Source organism: Variovorax sp. KBS0712, from assembly GCF_006323185.2.
GTDB lineage: Bacteria > Pseudomonadota > Gammaproteobacteria > Burkholderiales > Burkholderiaceae_C > Variovorax > Variovorax boronicumulans.
Map to the genome: position 1 here is coordinate 689,154 of NZ_VCCD02000001.1, position 19,651 is coordinate 708,804.

20 protein-coding genes and 1 pseudogene are annotated in these 19,651 nt (G+C 69.9%); 8 read left to right on the forward strand and 13 right to left on the reverse strand.

The window, feature by feature from the left end; all coding sequences use genetic code 11:
• The first annotated feature begins 95 nt into the window (after positions 1–95).
• Entirely contained in the window at positions 96–458 is a 363-nt protein-coding gene (locus FFI97_RS03010) for an HPF/RaiA family ribosome-associated protein (RefSeq protein ID WP_062476985.1), read from the forward strand.
• 3 nt (positions 459–461) lie between these two features.
• Here the strand turns inward: FFI97_RS03010 and FFI97_RS03015 are convergent, their stop codons facing one another.
• The 7 genes from FFI97_RS03015 to FFI97_RS03045 form a co-directional block, all read right to left on the reverse strand.
• Positions 462–923, reverse strand: a complete 462-nt coding sequence (locus FFI97_RS03015; RefSeq protein WP_095949034.1) for a MerR family transcriptional regulator — start codon at positions 921–923, stop codon at positions 462–464.
• Positions 913–1,329: a nuclear transport factor 2 family protein gene (locus FFI97_RS03020; RefSeq protein WP_095948937.1), complete on the reverse strand. Its 417-nt coding sequence runs from the start codon at positions 1,327–1,329 to the stop codon at positions 913–915. Before FFI97_RS03020 ends, FFI97_RS03015 begins: the two co-directional genes overlap by 11 nt.
• A 104-nt stretch (positions 1,330–1,433) precedes the next feature.
• Positions 1,434–2,360, reverse strand: a complete 927-nt coding sequence (locus FFI97_RS03025) for an SDR family NAD(P)-dependent oxidoreductase (protein ID WP_095948938.1) — start codon at positions 2,358–2,360, stop codon at positions 1,434–1,436.
• A 122-nt stretch (positions 2,361–2,482) separates the two neighbouring features.
• Entirely contained in the window at positions 2,483–2,863 is a 381-nt protein-coding gene (locus FFI97_RS03030) for a response regulator transcription factor (RefSeq protein ID WP_139706529.1), read from the reverse strand.
• A gap of 152 nt (positions 2,864–3,015) precedes the next feature.
• Entirely contained in the window at positions 3,016–4,572 is a 1,557-nt protein-coding gene (gshA, locus tag FFI97_RS03035; protein WP_139706532.1) for a glutamate--cysteine ligase, read from the reverse strand.
• Positions 4,573–4,737: 165 nt separating this feature from the next.
• Positions 4,738–5,055: a putative quinol monooxygenase gene (locus tag FFI97_RS03040; RefSeq protein ID WP_139706534.1), complete on the reverse strand. Its 318-nt coding sequence runs from the start codon at positions 5,053–5,055 to the stop codon at positions 4,738–4,740.
• A 75-nt stretch (positions 5,056–5,130) separates the two neighbouring features.
• Positions 5,131–5,793, reverse strand: a complete 663-nt coding sequence (locus tag FFI97_RS03045) for an alpha/beta hydrolase (protein ID WP_139706536.1) — start codon at positions 5,791–5,793, stop codon at positions 5,131–5,133.
• Positions 5,794–5,969: 176 nt separating this feature from the next.
• On the opposite strand from FFI97_RS03045, the gene FFI97_RS03050 reads away from it, so the two are divergent.
• Positions 5,970–6,449, forward strand: coding sequence for a Fur family transcriptional regulator (locus tag FFI97_RS03050; protein WP_062477006.1), 480 nt, complete (start codon positions 5,970–5,972; stop codon positions 6,447–6,449).
• Positions 6,450–6,465: 16 nt separating this feature from the next.
• On the forward strand, positions 6,466–7,119 hold the full coding sequence (locus FFI97_RS03055) for an FMN-binding negative transcriptional regulator (protein ID WP_139706538.1): 654 nt from the start codon (positions 6,466–6,468) through the stop codon (positions 7,117–7,119).
• A gap of 13 nt (positions 7,120–7,132) precedes the next feature.
• Here the strand turns inward: FFI97_RS03055 and zigA are convergent, their stop codons facing one another.
• Positions 7,133–8,326, reverse strand: a complete 1,194-nt coding sequence (gene zigA, locus FFI97_RS03060; protein WP_139706540.1) for a zinc metallochaperone GTPase ZigA — start codon at positions 8,324–8,326, stop codon at positions 7,133–7,135.
• 110 nt (positions 8,327–8,436) lie between these two features.
• Here zigA and FFI97_RS03065 point away from each other — a divergent pair, with 110 nt between their 5' ends.
• Together FFI97_RS03065 and FFI97_RS03070 are read left to right on the forward strand one after the other, a co-directional pair.
• Complete coding sequence (locus FFI97_RS03065) at positions 8,437–8,853, forward strand: hypothetical protein (protein ID WP_139706542.1); 417 nt, start codon at positions 8,437–8,439, stop codon at positions 8,851–8,853.
• A gap of 30 nt (positions 8,854–8,883) precedes the next feature.
• On the forward strand, positions 8,884–9,462 hold the full coding sequence (locus FFI97_RS03070; protein WP_139706543.1) for a GNAT family N-acetyltransferase: 579 nt from the start codon (positions 8,884–8,886) through the stop codon (positions 9,460–9,462).
• 6 nt (positions 9,463–9,468) lie between these two features.
• On the opposite strand, the gene FFI97_RS03075 is transcribed toward FFI97_RS03070, so the two are convergent.
• On the reverse strand, positions 9,469–10,380 hold the full coding sequence (locus FFI97_RS03075) for an SDR family oxidoreductase (RefSeq protein WP_139706546.1): 912 nt from the start codon (positions 10,378–10,380) through the stop codon (positions 9,469–9,471).
• 64 nt (positions 10,381–10,444) lie between these two features.
• Complete coding sequence (locus FFI97_RS03080) at positions 10,445–11,317, reverse strand: helix-turn-helix transcriptional regulator (protein ID WP_139706548.1); 873 nt, start codon at positions 11,315–11,317, stop codon at positions 10,445–10,447.
• Positions 11,318–11,409: 92 nt separating this feature from the next.
• Here FFI97_RS03080 and FFI97_RS03085 point away from each other — a divergent pair, with 92 nt between their 5' ends.
• Positions 11,410–12,069 carry a glutathione S-transferase gene (locus tag FFI97_RS03085; RefSeq protein ID WP_139706550.1) on the forward strand — a complete coding sequence of 220 codons (660 nt, stop codon included), beginning with the start codon at positions 11,410–11,412 and terminating at the stop codon, positions 12,067–12,069.
• Here FFI97_RS03085 and FFI97_RS03090 read toward each other — a convergent pair.
• A pseudogene (locus tag FFI97_RS03090) lies at positions 12,070–14,464 on the reverse strand (PepSY domain-containing protein).
• 55 nt (positions 14,465–14,519) lie between these two features.
• Entirely contained in the window at positions 14,520–16,640 is a 2,121-nt protein-coding gene (locus FFI97_RS03095) for a TonB-dependent siderophore receptor (protein WP_139705650.1), read from the reverse strand.
• Between the two features lie 352 nt (positions 16,641–16,992).
• On the opposite strand from FFI97_RS03095, the gene FFI97_RS03100 reads away from it, so the two are divergent.
• Positions 16,993–17,190 carry a hypothetical protein gene (locus FFI97_RS03100; RefSeq protein WP_139705652.1) on the forward strand — a complete coding sequence of 66 codons (198 nt, stop codon included), beginning with the start codon at positions 16,993–16,995 and terminating at the stop codon, positions 17,188–17,190.
• Positions 17,191–17,253: 63 nt separating this feature from the next.
• On the opposite strand, the gene FFI97_RS03105 is transcribed toward FFI97_RS03100, so the two are convergent.
• Positions 17,254–18,156 carry a LysR family transcriptional regulator gene (locus tag FFI97_RS03105; protein WP_139705655.1) on the reverse strand — a complete coding sequence of 301 codons (903 nt, stop codon included), beginning with the start codon at positions 18,154–18,156 and terminating at the stop codon, positions 17,254–17,256.
• A 128-nt stretch (positions 18,157–18,284) separates the two neighbouring features.
• Here FFI97_RS03105 and FFI97_RS03110 point away from each other — a divergent pair, with 128 nt between their 5' ends.
• A complete protein-coding gene (locus FFI97_RS03110) occupies positions 18,285–19,607 on the forward strand; it encodes an MFS transporter (RefSeq protein WP_139705656.1) in 1,323 nt (440 codons plus the stop codon).
• Positions 19,608–19,651: the final 44 nt, after the last annotated feature.

A 19,651-nucleotide genomic window follows, 5' to 3' on the forward strand; every position in this document is an offset into this window, starting at 1 on the left:
ATGCCCCGGCAAAAAGGGGCAACACACCTACGCACAGGGGCACTCTTTCGGGTGCACAGTGAAGGCTCGTTCACCATCCAGCAGGGACATACGCAATGCAGATCCAGGTCAACACGAGCAATGGCATCACCAACAAGGACACGCTGGAGCGCTGGGCAGACACCGAGATCAAGCAGCACCTGAGCCGTTTCGTCGAAGACGTGACGCGCGTCGAGGTGCACCTGAGCGACGAGAACCACGACAAGGCCGGCGGTGGCGACAAGTGCTGCGTGATGGAAGCGCGCCTGGCGCACCACCAGCCGCTCGCGGTGACACAGCATGCCACCAGCCTCGACGAGGCCTTCCGCGGCGCGGCCGACAAGCTCAAGCGCCTGCTCGACAACACGCTGGGCCGCCTCAACAACCACCGCGCCCGCGACTCGATCCGCCGCGACGGCGAGGGCTTCGTCGCCGAATAGCACTCAGCGCGCCGGCTTGCGCTTCGGCGCGGGCAGGCGCTGCGGCGTCTCCACCGGAATGAGCGGCGGGCGCCGCCCGTCGGCCATCCAGGCGTCGTAGAAATCGATCTTGCGATCGACCAGCGACAGCGCCTGCTGCCAGTCGGCGATCGTCTGGTGCACGCGCGCGCGGTGCGCCTCGAGCAGGTCGCGTCGCTGGCGCAGCGTGGCCTTGCCCTGCAATGCGAGCGCCGTGTAGTCGCGCATCTCGGCAATCGACATGCCGGTGCGGCGCAGCCGGTCCATCAGGTCGAGCCAACCCACATGCAGTTCGCCGTACACGCGCCGCCCGCCCGCATCGCGCGCCACGCCGGGCACGAGGCCCTGCGATTCGTACCAGCGGATGGCGTGCACCGTGCGGCCGGTGCGCGCGGCCAGTTCGCCGATGTGGAACGACGGCGTGGCAGCGCTGGCGTCAGCCGGCATGGGCGGTCGGCGCGTCGAGCGCCCGCTCGACCAGCGCGGTGTCGAAGTACTCGGTCAATGTTTTCACCTGGCCTCCTTCGAGTCGGTAGACGTAGCAATAGCGGTTGTTGTAGCGCTTGCCGGCCTTGGTGGGCACGTCGCCGCTGAACAGCACCACCACGCGGTCGCCTTCCGCAATGATGCATTCGGTCTTGCTCACATAGGGCCCGGCGAACTGCCCGAACAGCGGCTTGATCAGCTCTTCGCGGATCGCCTGCTTGCCCTGGTAGGTGCGCGACCAGGGCGTGCTGCCTTCCAACGTCCAGCTGGCGTCGTCGGCCAGGCTGTCGATGAAGGCCTGGCCGTTGCCCTTGTCCAGCTCCGCATGGATGCGCTGGACCAGGGCCTTGTTGTCGATCGTGTGCATGGCGTGATTTCCTTGGATGAATGAAGACACCGGACATCCGGTGAATTCATTGGAAATGCTCGAGTGCGCTCGAAGTCAAGCGCCATGCACCGAAGAACGGCGCGTCAGCCCCGGCCGGCGTTCGCCTGGCCCTTGGCGACTTCGTTCGCGCCCTGGGCGGCACCGCTTTGCGGCACGGCCTCGCCTTCACGCGCGGTCACTTCCGACAGGCGCGCGGCCAGCTGCTCGGGCGTGTCGGCGGCAATGCCCAGCCAGGCGCCCTGCGTCAGCGTGATGTGCGCGGCCTCGAAGGTGCCGGCGCCGGCACAGAGGATGGTGCGGTTGGGCGCGTCCTGCGCGGCCAGCACCAGCATTGCGGGCACCACGGCCTCGGGGCGGAAGGCCTCGAGCATGTCCTTGGGGAACAGGTCTTCCGTCATGCGCGTGGCGGCGGTAGGCGCCAGGCAGTTCACGCGGATGTCGTTCTTGGCGCCTTCGATGCTCAGCGTCTGCATGAGGCCCACCAGCGCCAGCTTGGCGGCGCCGTAGTTGCTCTGGCCGAAGTTGCCGTACAGGCCCGACGACGAGGTGGTCATCACGATGCGGCCGTACTTCTGCTCGTTCATGAGCGCCCAGACGGCCTTGGTGCAGTTCACGGCGCCCATCAGGTGCACGTCGACCACGAGCTTGAAGTCGTCCAGTTCCATCTTGGCGAAGCTCTTGTCGCGCAGGATGCCGGCGTTGTTCACCAGGATGTCGACGCGGCCCCAGGCGTCGACCGCCTGCTTGACCATGGCCTGCACGGCCTCGAAGTCGGTCACCGAGGCGCCGTTGGCAATGGCTTCGCCGCCGGCCGCCTTGATCTCGTCGACCACCGCCTGCGCGGCGCTGACCGAGCCGCCCGAGCCGTCGCGCGCGCCGCCCAGGTCGTTGACCACCACCTTGGCGCCGCGCGCCGCCAAGGCCAGCGCATGCTGGCGGCCCAGGCCGCCGCCGGCGCCGGTCACGATGGCCACGCGGCCCTGGAAGTCGATGGAGGTGCTGTTGCTCATGAGGTCTCTGCTCGCTGTCTGAACTGTGTGGGTCGGTGTTGGTGAGGGTTGCCAATTGACAACAACCCAACGTTTTACCTCAGTTCCCCGCCCTGCTTGCCGCCGGGCGCCCCCAGCGGGAGTCACCCATGCGACGGCTGGACGGTGGCGCAGTACGCCACCAGCTGGTCGAGTTCGGCCGATTTGTCGAAGAAGGCGTCGGCACCCAGCTGCTGCGAGCGCAGGCGCATGTCGGCGGTGGCGTAGTTGCTGAGCACCACCACCTTCTGGTGCGGCGAGCGCTGGCGGCAGGCGTTCAGCACGGCCAGGCCGTTGCCGCGCTGCAGGAACAGGTCGACGATGGCCAGGTCCCAATCGCTCTTGTGGTCGCGCAGCCAGTCGAGCGCTTCGTCGGCGGTGCTGGCCGAGGCGATCACGTGCGCATCGACCACGTCCTCGAGAAAGTCGACCAGGTTCTCGCGGATCACCGGACTGTCCTCGACCAGGTAGGCATGGAGCGTCATGGTGGGTGTCTCGGGTCCGGAACTGGGCAGCGCATGACGCCATCTTCGGGGCTGGCCGCCGCGCCGCGGTGAGCCGGACAGGTCAATGGCTGTAGGCCATCGGCCAGCGGCGCTGTCGGCATGCGCCGGCCGGCGCCGCCGGGGTGACCTTCTCAGGCCGCGACCGGCAAGCGGCCGGGGGCCATGCCCAGGCGCGCCGGCGAGACGTACTGCTCGCGGTAGATCTCGAAGGGCATGGTGTCGGCCGCCTCGATGCGCTTTTGCGCCTGGATCGACTCGGCCGTCATCTGCTCGAACCCGGCCTGCTGCGCGGCCGTGAACGGCAGCGCCAGCAGCGCGGCGCGGGTCTGCTCCGACTGGGCGCGCACGAAGCCGACGAAGGAGTTGCCGTGCTGCTGCTCGATGGCCGCGAGCACGCGGGCCGAGGGCAGGCTGTCGGGGTTCTCGAGGCCGGCCTTGGCGGCGCGCACCGCGTCGACATGCTGCGTGCCGCCCTGCGCCGCATCGAGCGCGGCGGCAATCGGCAGGCACTGCTCGACCAGCTCCAGGCCCCAGTCGGTGAGCGCGACCTCGCGCCCGTCGCGGCGCAGCTTCAGCCCCGGCTCGCGGCCGCGCGCGGCCGTGAGGTGCTGGTTCTGCGCCAGGTCGGCGATTTCTTGCGGCGTGTCGTCGGGGCTGTCGTTCAGCAGGCAGTGCAGCAGGAACACGTCGATGAAGCGCATGGTCTGCGCATTGATGCCGACGGTCTCGAAGGGGTCGAGGTCCATCAGGCGCACCTCGACGTACTCCACGCCGCGCTCGCGCAGCGCATGCAGCGGGCGCTCGCCGGAGTGGATCACGCGCTTGGGGCGGATGGTGCCGTAGAACTCGTTCTCGATCTGCAGCAGGCTGGTGCCCAGCTGGTTGTAGTCGCCGCCCAGGTTGCGGATGCCGATGGCCTCGTAGGCCGGCCACGGGCGCGTGAGCGCGTCCTGCAGCGAGGCGCCGTAGCCCTCCAGGCTGTTGTAGCTCACGGCCAGCGAGGCCTGCGCCTCGCTCTGGTAGCCCAGGCGGCCCATGCGCAGCGAGGTGCCGTGCGGCATGTACATGCTGCCGTCGCCCAGCGGCTGCAGCTCGTGCGGGCGGCCCGCGACAAAGCTCGAACACAGGGCCGGCGAGGCGCCGAACAGGTACAGCAGCAGGAAGGCCTGGCGGCGGAAATTGCGGATCAGCGCGAAGTACTCTTCGCTCGACACCTCCGGCAGCGACCAGTTGTAGTGAATGCCCGAAATGGTCTGCATGCGGCGGCCATAGCGATGGCTCAGGCCCATGCGGTACACGCTCTTGGCGCGGCCGACGTTCGACGAGCCGTAGCGGCCGATCGGAATGGTCTCGTCGGTCGGCAGGCCGCAGGGCATGCTCGACACCCACAGGCGCTCGTCGCCGAGCTGGTCGAGCACGCGGTAGGTGAACTGGTGCACCCGCGTGAGCTCTTCGAGCGCCGACTCCACGCCCGCGTGCACGCCCGTGATGAGTTCGAGCTGCGATTCGCTGAAGTCGGTCGTGATGTGCGGATGCGTGAGCGCCGAGCCCAGCGCCAGCGGATGCGGCGTGAGGGCCAGCTTGCCGTCGGGCAATGCGCGCAGGCTTTCCTTCTCGATGCCGCGACGCATTCCCTTCAATCGCGCGGCCGGGAGTGCACCCAGCCTCTCCTGCAATCTGTTGCTCATGTTCTTATGACCCATCAATCTTCTGTGGGGCTGGAAGGTAGCACGGGCGGACAGGCACTGCTGAAGCAGGGAATCCCGCATCCGGCTATGCTGTTTTTTGCTACTTTTTTCATAGCTACCCTCTCAAATACCACCGGCCTTGCGGCGCGCAGCGGGGTTCGAAATTCAGGCCTTGGGGCGGCCCGCCGCGAGGTCGATCTCTTCCGACTGGTAGACATGGATCGACGGCACCCCGTCGGCCATGGCCGCGAGCGCCTTGCCGAAAGCGCGCGACGCGTCGACGCGAAAGTGCGCCTGCAGCGCCGCCATGTCGCTCCATCGCTCCACGAAGGTGAGCTGCAGCGGGTCTTGCACGTCGGTCGTGACGTCATGCGAGATGCAGCCGGGCTCGGCGCGCGAGCGCAGCACGTGTTCCACGCTGATGGCCAGCATCGCCTGCAGGGTGTCGGCCTTTGCCAGCGCGTGTCCGATGACCAGGATCATGGGGTCTCCTTCTGTGCGTTCTTTCGGGGTGACAGGATCAGGATGGATGCGCGCGCGGCCCGGCGTGGCGGGCCTTCAGCCGAACACGCGCAGCAGGAAGTGGTTGAGGTCGGCGATCTCTTCCATGCAGACCGAGTGCGCCATCTGGTATTCGTGCCACTCGACCGGGTGGCCCAGCGCCACCAGCGCGTCGCGCGACTGTTCGGCGCGCGCCAGCGGCACCACCGGGTCCTGCCGGCCGTGCGCGAGGAACACGGGCGTGTCGTGGTTGGCGCCGTGGCGCTCGGCCGCCGTGGTCGCGGCGATCGGCAGGTAGCCCGAAAGGCCGACGATGCCGGCCAGCCGCTCGCCGTGGCGCAGCCCCGTCATCAGCGCCATCGCGCAGCCTTGCGAGAAGCCGGCCACCACGATGCGATGGGCGGGGATGCCGCGGGCCTTTTCGTTGGCGATGAGGGCCTCGATGCTCGCCTGCGAGCGACGCAGGCCGGCCTCGTCCTCGCGCGCCACCAGGTCGGCCACCGCGATGTCGTACCAGGCGGGCATCTCGTAGCCGCCGTTGATGGTCACGGGAATGACGGGCGCGTTGGGGAACACGAAGCGCACCGGGCCCACGGCCGACAGGTCGAGTTCGCCGGCGATCGGCACGAAGTCGTTGCCGTCGGCACCCAGGCCGTGCATCAGGATCACCGTGGCGGTGGGGTTCGGGGCGGTTTCGATTTCGATGGGGGGACGGGACATGGTCAACGAAGGTATTCAGGAATGCGAATGCCCGGACCTTAGCGCATTCGGGCGACCCGGGCCGCGGCGAAACGGCCGGTTGGCTGACTTGCACCTCGCAACATCCGGGCCTTCGGGCCGCCCCGGCGCCCTTGCCGGCACAAGGGAGCGCCGGATGCAACACAATGGCGTTTCGCATGAAGACCACCCCGAACCCGTCCCCAAAGACCTCGTCGCCCGGCCCCGCCTTCGACAGCGAGGCGCTGCTGCGCGGCAGCGGGCTGCGCGTGACGCGCGCCGCCCAGACCGTGCTCGAGCTGCTCGAACACGGCTCGCAGCCGCTGACCCACGAGGAAGTGGCCGCCGCCTACACCGCCGCCACGGGCGAGCCGCCCGACCGCGTCACGCTCTACCGCGTGCTCGACCGGCTGGTCGAGGCCGGCCTGTGCGACCGCCGCGTGGGCGCCGACCGGGTCAACCGCTTCGCGCGGCACGTCGACACCGCCTCGGGCAACACCTTCGAATGCGACCAGTGCCACAAGGTGCTGGCCCTGCCTTCCGACCCCGAACTGCCCAAGGTGATGGGCCGGCTCGGCAAGGCGCTGCGCAAGCAGGGCATCGACACGCGGCACACGGCGCTCACGCTGCACGGCATGTGCGGCGACTGCGCTCGATAGTTTCATTGCGCTGCACGTGTACGTCTCCCGGCACCACCGCCAGCCCGACCTCGGCGCGAGCCACGCGCTGATCGACGCGCATCCGCTGGGCGCCTGGGTCGTTCAGGGCGCCGACGGGCTGGTCGCCAACCACCTGCCCTTTCTGCTCGACCGCTCGCGCGGCCCGTTCGGCACGCTGCTCGGCCACGTGTCGCGCGCCAATCCCGTGTGGCGCCAGCTCGATGCCCCGGCCCCTTCGGTCGTGATGTTCCAGGGGCCGCAGGCCTACATCACGCCCGGCTGGTACCCCGGCAAGGCCGAGCACGGCCAAGTGGTGCCGACCTGGAACTACGCCGTCGCCCATGCGCACGGCATCGCGCGCGCCATCGACGACGAAGCCTGGCTGCTCGACCTGCTCGCGCGGCTGACCGCGGCGAACGAGGCCGGCCAGCCCGTGCCCTGGCAGACCACGGACGCGCCCGAGACCTTCATCCGCAAGCTGGCGCGCGCCGTGGTGGGCATCGAGATCCCCATCGACCGCCTCGAAGGCAAGCTCAAGGCCAGCCAGGACGAAGCCCTGCAGGACCGTCAAGGCACCGTGCAGGGCCTGGCCGCCGTCGGCAGCGAGAACGCGTCGGCCATGGCGCGGCTGGTGCAGCAGGCGATGCAGCCCGGCAGCGCCGGCGACTGAACCGCCCGCGCGCTCACACGTTCCACGACGGAAACGGATCGGGCAGGTTCTGCCACCACGAGGGGCCGAAGCGCATCTCGTTGGGCGTGAGCAGGCAGGCATCGAGCCGTGCGCGCAGCGCGGCTTCGTCCATGCCGATGCCGATCAGCACCAGCTCCTGGCGCGCGTCGCCGGTGGCGTCGTCCCAGTTCTTGCGGATGAGTTCAAGCCCGTCGGGGTCGGTCGGCCAGTGCTCGCGCGGCACGGCCGCCCACCACAGGCCCGCCACGCCGTAGCGGCAGGCACCACCGGCCTGCGACCACGAACCCGCGCGGGTCGGCCGGCTCGCGAGCCAGAAGAAGCCCTTGGAGCGCACCACGCCCTCCCACTCACTCTGCACCAGGTCCCAGAAGCGCTGCGGATGGAACGGCAGGCGCGAGCGGTAGACGAAGCTGCGGATGCCGTAGGCCTCGCTCTCGGGCACGTGCTCGCCGCGCAGCTCGGCCAGCCAGCCGGGTGCCTGCTCGGCCTGCTCGAAATCGAACAGGCCCGTGTCGAGCACGCGGTCGAGCGCGACGCGGCCGAACTCCGACTCCTCGATGCGCGCACGCGGGTTGAGGCTGCGCAGGATCGCCATCAGCCGCTCGCGCTCCTCGGCCGTCACGAGGTCGGTCTTGTTGACCACGAGCACGTCGCAGAACTCGATCTGCTCGATCAGCAGGTCGACCACGGTGCGCGTGTCTTCGTCGCCCAGCGACTGGCCGCGCTGGCCCAGGCTGTCGGGCGAGCCGTAGTCGCGCAGGAAGTTGAAGGCATCGACCACCGTGACCATGGTGTCCAGCCGCGCCACGTCGGCCAGGCTCTGGCCGTCTTCGCCCGCGAAGGTGAAGGTCTCGGCCACGGGCAGCGGCTCGGAGATGCCGGTCGACTCGATCACGAGCTGGTCGAAGCGCCCTTCCTTGGCGAGGCGCTTCACCTCGATCAGCAGGTCTTCGCGCAGCGTGCAGCAGATGCAGCCGTTGCTCATCTCGACCAGCTTCTCGTCGGTGCGCGACAGCGCGGCGCCGCCTTCGCGCACCAGCGCCGCGTCGATGTTGACCTCGCTCATGTCGTTGACGATCACCGCCACGCGGCGGCCCTCGCGGTTGTGCAGGATGTGGTTGAGCAGCGTGGTCTTGCCGGCGCCCAGGAAGCCGGACAGCACGGTGACGGGAAGGCGATCGGCCATGAGGGCAGGCTCCATAGTTGCAACAGAATTGCATTATATGGATTGACGCAACTCAGTTGCATTTCTTGCAAGCGTGGCCGACAGGCGCACGCTCGCCTACCATCCGGCACATGACCGATTTCTCTGCCTTCGTCGCCCCGCCGCCCTCCGACGCACCGCACGCTGCCGTCGTCGAGGCCGCGTCGGCCTGCCTCGACCGCTTCACGGCCGCGTTCAACGCCTCGGACACGCGCGGCATGGACGCCGAGCTGCACTTTCCGCACACGATGCTTTCGGGCGCGCAGCGGCTCGACTGGCCCGCGCCCGGCCAGCACCCGGCCGATTTCTTCGACACGCTCAAGGCCGGCGGCTGGGCGCGCACGCAGTACGAAAAGAAGGAGCCGGTGCTCGTGAGCCACGACAAGGTGCACTTCGTCGTGCACTACACGCGGCGCGATGCGGCAGGCGCGGTGCTCAGCACGCACGCCAACCTCTGGATCGTCGTGCGGGCCGAGGGGCGCTGGGGCATCGCCCTGCGCTCGTACTGAATGAACCCGAAAGAACAAGGACCGCGTCCCATGTCCCCTTCCGCCCTGCAGCTCGTCTGGCCGTCGCCCGAGCACCTGCCCGGCTACATCGCCGCACTGGAGCGCGGCTGGTCGCCCAACAACCTGCGGGCCGAAGCCGGCCTGGAAGAACTGGCGCTGATCCGCACCGACCCCGACGGCTTTCTCGCCGGCCTCGTCGACCGCGAGGCCAAGGGCCCGCCCATCGCGCTGCCCACTGGCGGCACCGTGCCGCGGCTGCCGGGCTACCGGCGCTGGCTGTGGGACGGCGAGTTCTGCGGCAGCATCCAATTGCGCTGGCAGCCGGGCACCAACGCCCTGCCTTCGTACTGCCTCGGCCACATCGGCTACGGCGTGGTGCCGTGGAAAAGCGGCCGGGGCTATGCCACCGCCGCGCTGCGCGCGCTGCTGCCCGATGCGCGCGCCATCGGGCTGGACCACGTCGAGATCACGACCAGCCCCGACAACCTCGCCTCGCAGCGCGTGATCCGCGCCAACGGCGGCGTGCTGGTCGAGGAGTTCATCACCGAGCCCGGGCTCGGCGGCGCGCCCGAGCTGCGCTTTCGCATCGACGTGCGCGACCTGCGCTGACGCGCCCTACAGCTCGAACGGCTCGACCTGCCGCCCGTCGATGTCGGTGAAGCCGTAGGCACGCGCCAGGTCGGCCACGCGCAGCACCTGGCCGGTCTTGTCGAGCACCTGCGCATCCGCCGCCAGCGCGGCCACGGCGCGGCCCAGGTAGCGCGGCGATTCGGTGCGCGCCAGCGCGGGGCGCTCCTGCCAGTGCGCCTCGTCGGTCTTGTGGCCCGCGAGCACGAACTCGGTGCGCATCCAGCCCGGCGAGACGGCCACCGAGGCCACGCCGTGCGGCTGCAGTTCCTGCGCGATGCCGAAGGCCAGCCGCGTCATCGAGGCCTTGGCGAGGTCGTAGAACAGGTTGCCGCGCAGGTAGTGGCCACGGTCCCAGAAGGTGGTGGTGACGATCAGGCCCTGCTTGCGCGCCACCATGAACGGCGCGGCGCAGCGGCTGGCCACGAGGTGGTTGCGCACGCCGCGATCGAACATCGAATCCCAGTTGGCGAGCGGGTGCTCCCAGAACGGCGCCTCGAAGACACCGGTGAAGCTTTCGTGCCCGCCCCAGGCGTTATTCACGAGCAGGTCGAGCCGGCCCTGCTCGCGCTCGACGCGCGCGAACAGCGCCGCCACCTCGTCTTCCTTCGTGTGGTCGCAGGCCACGGCGATGCCGCGCCCGCCGAGTTGCGTGACCTCCTCGGCGGTGTCGTCGATGGTGCCGGGCAAGGCGGCCAGTTCGGACAGGGCGAGCAGCTGCCCGTAGCTGTCCGCCGGCCGCGCGCGGGTGCTACGCCCGGTCACGTACACGGTGGCACCGGCCGCGCCCAGTTCCTGCGCGATGCCGCGGCCCGCGCCGCGGCTGGCGCCGGTCACCACGGCCACGCGGCCCGCCAGCGGACGGTGCGCGGCGTCGGGGGTGGAGGGGGCTGCTGTCATGTGTCGTTGCTCCTTCGTTCGGTGAGGGTCCTTGGGCAGGACAAGCCGCCACGATAGGCCGGCCTCAGCGCGCCGTCTTGGAAGAAACCGAAACCCAGCGCCCGAGGAACTCGGTGGGCGTCACGCCGCACAGGGCGCGGAACTCGTTGACGAGGTGCGACTGGTCGTAGAACCCGTGGTCCAGCGCCATGTCGGCCCAGGCCGGCGCGCTGTGCAGGCGCAGCGCGCGCAGGCAGGCATGCAGCCGCGCGAGCCGGCCCCAGGCGCGCGGCGACAGCCCGACGTGCGCATGAAAGAGCTGCTGCAGCCGGCGCTCGCCCACGCCGACCGCCTGCGCCACCTCGCGCAGCGCCTGGCGCCCGTCGGCAGCGGCGATGAGCCGTGCAGCGTGCATCGCGGCGGCCGGCGGCGTGCCGTCGCCGGCTTTCTGCAGGCGCTTCATCAGGGCCTGCTGCAACAGATCGGCGCGTGCAACATCGCCGTGCGCTTCGGCCATGCGCGCGAGCAGCGTCGTGCCCTCGCCGCCCCAGAGTTCGTCCAGGTGCACCGCGCGGCCCGCGATCTCGCCGGCCGGCACGCCCAGCAGCGCCGCCGCCGCGCCGGGACGCAGCGCCACCGACAGGCCTTCCACCGTGTCGCGCATCCGCACCACGGCGGGTGCGGCGAAAGCGCCGATGGCTTCGACCGCCTGCCCCGGCGCGTCGTCGGCCGAAGGTGCATCGCCGAAGTTGAAGACCAGCCGGATCGCGCCGTCGGGCAGCACGCGCTCGCGCACCTCGTGGCCGGGCGCGAAGGTCTCGCGGTACATCAGCAGGTGCGAGACATGCGACCGCAGGGCCGGTGCGATCGGCAGCACCTGCAGCGTGCCGTCGGGCACGCCCGACTCCGGCCCATGCAGCGGGTCGTCGTGGAGCCGGAGGAAGAGGCGTTCGCCCATGGCGGTCGATTGTGAGGAAAAACCCGCTGCCGCGCGACCCGGCGGGCACGGGCCGACAATCGGCCGGCTCCCTCTGCTCACCTGTCGTTCGCATGCCCGATTCCGCCCTCCCCGTGCTCTATTCGTTCCGCCGCTGTCCGTATGCGATGCGGGCCCGGCTCGCGCTGGTGGCAAGCGAGCAGCACTGCGAACTGCGCGAGATCGAGCTCAAGCGCAAGCCCGCCGAGATGCTCGCGGCCTCGCCCAAAGGCACCGTGCCCGTGCTGGTGCTCGACGGCGGCGCGGCGGTGCTGGAACAGAGCCTGGACGTGATGCTGTGGGCACTGCGCCGCCACGATCCGCTGCGCTGGCTGACGCCGGAGCACGGCACGCTCGACGAGTTGCTCGCACTGATCACCGCCTGCGACAACGGCTTCAAGCCGCTGCTCGATCGCTACAAGTACCCGGCGCGCTACCCCGCATCGGAAGGCTCGGCGCGCGACGAGGGCGCGCGCTTCCTGCAAGGGCTCGAAGACCGGCTCGCGATGTCGGCGCAACTGGCCGGCGCGCACGCCACGCTGGCCGATGCGGCGCTGATGCCCTTCGTGCGCCAGTTCGCGATGGTCGATGCGGCCTGGTTCGACGCTCAGCCGTGGCCGCGCCTGCAGGCCTGGCTCGCAGGCTGGACCGCGTCGGACATGTTCGCACGCACCATGGCCAAGTACGCGCCGTGGCAGGCGGGCGAACCGGGCGTGAGCTTTCCGCCCGTCTGATCAGTAGACGTCGCGGCGGTAACGGCCTTCGGCGATGAGCGCGTCCATGCCGCTCTCGCCCAGCACCTCGGTGAGCGCCGCGTCCACGCCCGGTGCCATGCCTTCGAGGCTGCCGCACACGAAAACGATCGCGCCCTCTTCGTCCACCCACTGCTTCAGTGCTTCGGCAGCGTCGCGCAGGCGGTCCTGCACGTACACGCGCTGCGCCTGGTCGCGCGAGTAGACGAAGTCGGCGCGCGCGACCAGACCACCGGCCTGCCATGCCGCGACCTCGTCCGCGCCGAAGCCGTCGTGCGCCGCCTGCCGTTCGCCGAACACCAGCCAGTTGCGCCCGTGCCCGCGGCGTGCACGCTCGCGCAGCAACGCACGCAAGCCCGCAAAGCCCGAACCGTTGCCGATGAAGATGCAGGGCCGCGCATCGTCGGGCAGTGCGAAGCCCGGGTTGGCGACGAGGCGCAGCGCGAGTTCCGTGCCCATGGGCGCACCGACCGTGAGCCAGCCCGAGGCCACGCCCAGGCCGTTGTCGTGCCGTGCCTGCCGCACCAGCAGCTGGACGGCGCCGTCGGACGGAATCGACGCGACCGAGTAGCTGCGCGGCGCGGGCGCCGGGGCGCCGTCGTCGTGCATCTGGCGCGGCACGATCTCGACCAGTGCGCCGGGCGTCCAGTCCATCGCGCCGCCACTGACGCGTCGCAGCTCGATCTCGAACAGCGGATCGCCCTGGCTGCCCGCATTGAGCAGGCGCCGGCCATCGAGCCGCCAGGCTTCGAAAGCCGGCGCGGTCGACACAGGCCACGCTCCATCGCGCACCCCGAAGGTTTCGCGCAGCGCATCGTGCCAACACGCGAGCGCTGCCGGGTCTTCGCCGTCCACCTCGATCATGGGGAACAGCGGCTGCGCGCCCTGGTTGTGCAGGTCGTGGTCGAGCTTGCGGCCGAAGCCGCAGAAGGTCGCGTAGTGGCGATCGCCGAGCGCGAGCAAGCCGTAGCGCAGGTGGCGCAGGCCCGGGCCGCTCTGCCGCGCGAACGCACGGGCGAAGGCACGCGCACTGTCGGGCGGATCGCCCTCACCGAAGCTGCTCGCCACCCACAGCACCTGCCGGAAATGCAGCAGCGCATCGGCACTCAGTGCCGACACGGGCCGCACCACGGCCGCGACACCGGCCGCCTGCAACGCGCCGGCCGTCTGCAGCGCGAGGCGCTCGGCATGGCCGGTCTGGCTCGCAAAAGCGACCAGCACCTGCCCCGCATCGCCTGACGTGGCGGGCACGGCGACCGCATCGAGCCGCGCACGCTCGGCGCGCACGGCCTTCGCGGTGCGGCGGCGGCCGAGGTACATCATCCAGCCGCTGATCGCGAACAGCGCGAGCCCCAGGCTGGTGAGCATCATCACGATGCGCCCCGGCAGGCCCCAGTAGGTGCCCATGTGCAGCGGGTAGATGCTGTTCACGAGGCGGCCCGCGAGCGGCTTGTCGGCATAGCGTTCGTGGCGCAGCGTCTCGCCGGTCGCGGCCTGCAGGTACAGGCGGTTGCGTGCGCGCTCGTGCTCGGCGTGCGTGCGCAGGTAGACGGCCTCCACCTGCGTGCCGTTGCGCGCGGGCAGCCGCAGCGTCACCTGGGTCCAGTCGCCGCCCGTGGTGTCGACGAAGGCCTGCCAGACGCGCGCCAGGTCGAGCGTCACCGGGGCATCGGCCGCCGCGCGTTCGGCGCGCACCACGCGGCCTTCGCCGACCGCGCTGTCGACCGCCTTGCGCAAGCCGTCGAAGGCCCAGTACATGCCGGTGGTGGTCGACACCACGTAGGCCAGCAGCGCGACGGTGCCGACCACCGCATGCAGGTTCCACAGGAAGGCGCGACCGCGCAGCGCGAAGTCGATGCGCAGCCACTGGCGCCACGCGAAGGGCCGGCGCGGCCAGCGCAGGTACAGGCCCGAGAGCGCGAGCAGCAGCAACAGGCCGGCCAGCGAGCCGGTGATGGGGCTTGCCGTCGTCGCGCGGCAGCAGCATCCAGCGGTGCAGCTCCTCGACGAACTCGAAGAAGTGCTCGCCCACCGGGTCGGGCAGCAGCGCGCCGGTGGCGGGATCGGCGAAGCGCGTCTCGCCGCGCCGCTCGCCCGGCGGCGGCGCGAACCCGATGCGCGCGGCGCGCCCGGGCTCGGTCGACACGGCGACGGTCGCGATGCGTCGCCCGGGCATCTCGGCCTGCACGCGCGCGACGAGCGCGGGCGGTGCCAATGCGGGTGCGGCCGACGCCGCCGGGATCGGGTTCAGCAGGTCGGTGATCTCGGCACGGAACGACAGCGTCGCCCCGCTCAGGCCGATGACGACCAGCACGCTGCCCGCCGTGATGCCGATGAACCAATGGATCTGGAACCAGACGCGACGCAGCAAAGCCATGAAAAACAGAAGAAAACGAGAAACAGGAAGCCCCGCCAAGGCGGGGCGCGCGGGTTCAGAGATCGATCTTGACCAGGGCCTTGATCGTACGCGGCGTGCCGACCGCCAGCCGCGTGCCGGCCGCCGACCAGTAGCGCTTGTCGCCCACGTTGTCGACGTTCAGCTGGAAGGTGGTGCGCCTGCCCATGAGCTGCGCCACGTAGCGCGCGCCCAGGCCGAAGACGGTGGTGCCGCCGATGAAGCCCTGGTTCAGGTCGTCGACAGGACGGCGCCCCGTGAAGTACGCCCCACCGTTGACCGACAGCCCCGGCACCGCCGCGATGTCGTACGAGACAAAGGCACTCGCCGTGGTGCGCGCCGTGTTCTCGGGCCGCTTGCCGTCGTACTGCGCGTTGATGCGGCGGAACTCGGCGTCCAGCCACTGGCCCGAGAGCTGCCACGCCAGCGCGGGCGTGAGCCGCCCCTGCGCCGACACCTCGAGGCCACGATAGCGCTGGCGCCCGCTGGCCACGAAGGTGTTGGCGCTGTCGGTGTAGGCGCCGGGCCGTTCGATGTCGAACAGCGCGCCCGACAGCAGCGTGCCGCTGCCGGTCAGCCAGCGCAGGCCGATTTCCTTCTGCCGGCTCACGCCCGGCGGCATGCGGGTGTTCTGGTTGGCGGTGCCGGCCGGCGCCACCTCGCCCTCTTCCACGCCCTGCGAGTACGACACGTAGGCCATGAGGTCGGGCGTGAACTTGTAGCTCAGCGCCGCCAGCGGCGTGGTCTTGCGCACGCTGTAGTCCAGGGCCGGCAGCGTGGCGCTCGCGCCCTGCCAGCTCTGGTAGCGCGTGTGGCGCAGGCCGGCCACCAGCTGCCACTGCGGCGAGAAGGTGATGCGGTCGAGCGCGTACAGGCCCAGCTCCTCGCTGTCCTGCGCGCCCGAAGTGGGCCGCGACGGCATCGCGCTCAGCGCCAGCGCGCCGATGGGCACGGGGTTGTACAGGTTCTGCAGCGTGGTCGCGCCGCCGTAGTTGCGCTGGAAGACGGGCGCCTGCGTCTTGTCGCTGCGTGCCGCGCCCAGCGTCAGCTCGTGCTGCAGCGCGCCGGTGGCGAAGGTGCCGAACAGCTCGGCGCGCAGCAGGTCGGAACGCTGTTCCAAGTGCTGCACGTTGCCGGTGAGGCGGCCGATGCCGGTGCGCACGTTGTAGTTGCCGAACTGCGCCAAGCGCCGGTCTCGCTCGGCCTCGGAATGGCCGGCTTCCACGCTGAGCGCCCAGTGGTCGCTCAAGGCGTAGTCGGCACGCAGCTGCGTGTTGGTGACCTCGGCCTCGAACACGGCCCAGGGCGGTGCGATCAGCTTGTGCGGGTCGGGCAGCGCCGGCAGCGCGATGACGCCGTTCACGGCCGCAAGCCGCGCGATGCCGGCCTGCTCGGTGATGCGCTTGCGGTAATGCTCGATGTCGGCCTTCAGCGTGAGCCGCCGGTTCACGCGCCAGTCGAGCGCGGCCGAGACGAAGCTGCGCTTGCCGTCCACGCCGTCGATGGTCGAGCCCAGCTGGCCGCCCGCCGCGTTCAGCCGCAGCCCGAACTGGTCGTTCTCGCCGAACTGGCGGCCGATGTCGAGCTGGCCCTGCAGCCCGCCCTGGTTGTCGACGCTCATCCCGAGCGAGGTCACGGGCGTACGGCCTGCGCGCTTGGTGACGAAGTTGATCACCCCGGCCGGCGTGGTGAAGCCGTAGTACAGCGCCGACGCGCCCTTGAGCACCTCGACGCGCTCCTTGTTCTCCATCGGAATTTCCGACACGTTGGGGATCGCGAGCGCGCCGTTGAGGCGGTAGTTGGTGCGGTTCTCCACGGCAATGCCGCGGATGACGAGCTGGTCGAAGGTGTCGCCGCCGTTCTGCTGGCGCGTCACGCCGGCCGTGTTGCGCAGCACGTCGTACACGCCCGCCGCGCCCTGCAGTTCGATCACCTCGCGCGTCACGGTGTTGACCGTGGCCGGCACGTCCATCACGGACGCCCCCCGGAACGTGCCCGCCTCGACCGTCTCGGCCAGGAAGCCGTTGGCGCGCGAGGCCTCGACGTTGACGGTGCTCAGCTCGCTTGCCCGCGATTCGGGAGCAGCGGACGCAGGCACGGATTGCGCCTGCGCCGCCTGCACGGCGGCGAGCGCGAGGCTCACACAAACTCTCTTCATTCAAATCCCTTGGATGTTCTGGCGGCGCGCCTCCCGGCGGCCTGGTGACGCTTCCGGCGCGCGGAAGCGGGAGGGATTATGAATGAGAGGAGTTCTCATTTGATAACAGTTTCCTGGCGCCCGCGCCCCTAGGATGGACTTCAGAGCGTTCCATTTCGAAACGCCAATCAGGGAGGAAATTCATGACTGCCAATGCGCATTCGCTGCCGACGTTCACGCTGCCCCGCGAGGCCACCCAATGAAAACGGCGGGTCGCCTTGCGCTCGGCTCATTCGCTTGGGCTGCCTTGATCCCCCTTGGGGCACTCCTGCACCTAGGGCTGACCCGGTCGGGCTTACGTTCTCCCGAGGCCATGGCTACCGCGGCTCATGTGATCGAGGGCGTGCTGATATTCCTGGCCGCACTGCTTTACTGGCGTTGCGTGCCGAGCGCGCCGGACTGGAGCCAACGAGTGACCTACTTCGTCGGCTTCGTGTTGCTATTGGCGAGCGTCAGCGCCGTCGTTTGCCTCGGTGTCTACGCCGCAATCTTGATGCTCATCTTCCTTTGATGGACTGAGGTCCCGGGGCGCTCTGTCTCGTTGCGCATGCACGAGCCGTCCCCCCCGCCTTCGCTACGCCCCCTTCGCCGCCGCCGACGCCCGCTGAATGCACTCGATGAAGTGCTGCGCCGCCGGCGTCGACGGCTGCCCGCGCCGGCGCACCACGCACACGTTCAGCACCGGCAGCGTCTCGCACACATCGACGCGCCGGATGCCGTGGCGCTTGAAGCTGAGCCCGGCCAGCGGCTCGACGAAGAGGCCGATCAAATCCATGTGCCCCACCAGCGCCAGCGCCACGGTGACCGAGTGGCCCTGCAGCACGCGCGTGGGCGGCGACAGCCCGAGCGGGGTGAACAGCGGCGCCACGGCGTTGGTTCCGCCATGGTCGTCGCCCGGCAGGACCCATTCGGCGGCATAAAGGTCGTTCAGCGAGCGCGCGTTGCGCAGCGGATGGCGCTCGCGCAGCCCAACCACCAGCTGCACCGGGAACAGCTCCAGCGCCTCGAACTGCGGATCGAGCGTGCCGGGCACGATGTGCGCCACCGCGAAGTCGAGATACCCGTCGCGCAGCCGCGCGAGCATCCACGGCAGCACGGCCTCGCTGAACTGCACGTCGACCGCCGGCAGGCGGGTGTGGAAGTCCTTGAAGGCGGCGGGCAGCACGGTGAGCGCGAACGAGGCGCTCACGGCCAGCGAGACCGAGCCGGTGGCGCCGTCGCGGATCTGCGCAATCTCGTCGCGGGCGCGTTCCATGTCGGCCAGCAGCAGCCGCGCGCGCGGCGCGAAGGCCAGGCCGAACTGGGTGAGCCGCACGCCTTTCACACTGCGCTCCACCAGCGGGGCGCCGACCTCGCGCTCCAGCTCGCGCACGATCTTGGTCACGGCCGGCTGCGAAATGCCGAGCACGCGCGCGGCGGCGCGGATGCTGAGCTGCTCGACCACGGCCACGAAGGCATGCAACTGATTGGGCTTCATCTTTGGAGTGACAACCAAAAGTTATCGTTGACGCCCAATTATTGTCTTTTCATGACAGCGTCGAGTCTCTAGCATCCGCCGCGGTTCGGGCCCACGCGGCCTGCGCCCCCGATACACACAGGAGACACATGAACACCCCCGCTTCCCAGCCCTCGCCTTCCTCGCCGGCCCGTCGGCGCCAGACCATCGTGGCCACCACCATCGGCAACGGCCTGGAATTCTTCGACTTCACGGTCTACGGCTTTCTCGCGCTGGTGATCGGCAAGCTGTTCTTCCCCACCTTCAGTTCCTACGGCCAGTTGCTGCTCACGGTGGCGAGCTTCGGCGTCGGTTTCATCATGCGGCCGCTGGGCGGCATCGTGATCGGCGCGTACGCCGACCGCGCGGGCCGCAAGAAGGCCATGACGCTCACGATCTTCCTGATGGCGCTGGGCTGCGCGCTGATCGCCTTCACGCCGACCTACGCGAGCATCGGCGTCGCGGCGCCGATCGTGATCGTCCTGGCGCGGCTGATCCAGGGCTTCTCGGCCGGCGGCGAGGTGGGCGCATCGACCACGCTGCTGGTGGAGCACGCCACGCCGGCCAACCGCGGCTACATGGCGAGCTGGCAGTTCGCGAGCCAGGGCCTGGGCGTGATGCTCGGCGCCGTGGTGGTGGGCGCGCTCACCTTCTCGCTCACGCCCGAGGCGATGCAGAGCTGGGGCTGGCGCGTGCCCTTCGTGCTCGGCATGCTGATCGCGCCGGTGGGCATGTACATCCGCCGCCACCTCGAAGAATCGCTGCACATCGCGCCCGAAGACGCGAAGGCGCCGCGCGAGAGCAGCCTGAAGATCGTCTGCACGCAGCACGGCAGGACGGTGCTGGCCGCCATCCTCGCGCTGGTGGGCGGCACCACGGCGGCCTACGTGGTCACCTTCTACATGCCGACGTACGCCGTGCGCGAGCTCGGCCTCACGCCCTCGGTGGCGCTGTTCGGCGCGGCGCTCACGGGCCTGCTGTCGTTCGCGCTCGCGCCCTTCGTGGGCAAGTGGTCGGACATCGTGGGCCGCAAGACGCTCATCCTGTGGAGCCGCATCGTGATGGCGATCCTGATCTACCCGGGCTTCCTGTGGCTCAACGCCTCGCCCACGCCCGTGGTGCTGTTCACCGTGCTCGGCGTGCTGAGCATCGGCCTGGTGGTGCAGACGGTGCCGGGCATCACGATGCTGCCGGAGATGTTTCCCAAGCGCGTGCGCGCCAGCGGCATGTCGCTGGTGTACAGCGTCGGCGTGGCGCTCTTCGGCGGCTTTGCGCCCTTCGTCAGCACCTGGCTGGTCAACGCCACCGGCAGCAAGCTGGCGCCGGCCTGGTACCTGGTGGGGATGACGCTGGTGTCGCTGCTGGGCCTGCTCTGGCTGCGCGACCACACGGGCCGCGACATCGATGCGGCCAACGCCCACGCGCCGGCCTGATACCGTCTTCCTCCTTCCCGCCTTCATGCACAGGAATCTTCCCG

Coding starts and splice junctions, on each gene's coding strand:
- FFI97_RS03095 (WP_139705650.1), bottom strand. CDS start 16,640: ATGAAGAGAGTTTGTGTGAGCCTCGCGCTCGCCGCCGTGCAGGCGGCG.
- FFI97_RS03040 (WP_139706534.1), bottom strand. CDS start 5,055: ATGATCCTGGTCATCGGACACGCGCTGGCAAAGGCCGACACCCTGCAG.
- FFI97_RS03070 (WP_139706543.1), top strand. CDS start 8,884: ATGTCCCCTTCCGCCCTGCAGCTCGTCTGGCCGTCGCCCGAGCACCTG.
- FFI97_RS03030 (WP_139706529.1), bottom strand. CDS start 2,863: ATGACGCTCCATGCCTACCTGGTCGAGGACAGTCCGGTGATCCGCGAG.
- FFI97_RS03050 (WP_062477006.1), top strand. CDS start 5,970: ATGAAGACCACCCCGAACCCGTCCCCAAAGACCTCGTCGCCCGGCCCC.
- FFI97_RS03020 (WP_095948937.1), bottom strand. CDS start 1,329: ATGCACACGATCGACAACAAGGCCCTGGTCCAGCGCATCCATGCGGAG.
- FFI97_RS03065 (WP_139706542.1), top strand. CDS start 8,437: ATGACCGATTTCTCTGCCTTCGTCGCCCCGCCGCCCTCCGACGCACCG.
- FFI97_RS03010 (WP_062476985.1), top strand. CDS start 96: ATGCAGATCCAGGTCAACACGAGCAATGGCATCACCAACAAGGACACG.
- FFI97_RS03100 (WP_139705652.1), top strand. CDS start 16,993: ATGGCTACCGCGGCTCATGTGATCGAGGGCGTGCTGATATTCCTGGCC.
- FFI97_RS03045 (WP_139706536.1), bottom strand. CDS start 5,793: ATGTCCCGTCCCCCCATCGAAATCGAAACCGCCCCGAACCCCACCGCC.
- FFI97_RS03105 (WP_139705655.1), bottom strand. CDS start 18,156: ATGAAGCCCAATCAGTTGCATGCCTTCGTGGCCGTGGTCGAGCAGCTC.
- FFI97_RS03110 (WP_139705656.1), top strand. CDS start 18,285: ATGAACACCCCCGCTTCCCAGCCCTCGCCTTCCTCGCCGGCCCGTCGG.
- FFI97_RS03080 (WP_139706548.1), bottom strand. CDS start 11,317: ATGGGCGAACGCCTCTTCCTCCGGCTCCACGACGACCCGCTGCATGGG.
- FFI97_RS03015 (WP_095949034.1), bottom strand. CDS start 923: ATGCCGGCTGACGCCAGCGCTGCCACGCCGTCGTTCCACATCGGCGAA.
- FFI97_RS03025 (WP_095948938.1), bottom strand. CDS start 2,360: ATGAGCAACAGCACCTCCATCGACTTCCAGGGCCGCGTGGCCATCGTG.
- zigA (WP_139706540.1), bottom strand. CDS start 8,326: ATGGCCGATCGCCTTCCCGTCACCGTGCTGTCCGGCTTCCTGGGCGCC.
- FFI97_RS03085 (WP_139706550.1), top strand. CDS start 11,410: ATGCCCGATTCCGCCCTCCCCGTGCTCTATTCGTTCCGCCGCTGTCCG.
- FFI97_RS03075 (WP_139706546.1), bottom strand. CDS start 10,380: ATGACAGCAGCCCCCTCCACCCCCGACGCCGCGCACCGTCCGCTGGCG.
- gshA (WP_139706532.1), bottom strand. CDS start 4,572: ATGAGCAACAGATTGCAGGAGAGGCTGGGTGCACTCCCGGCCGCGCGA.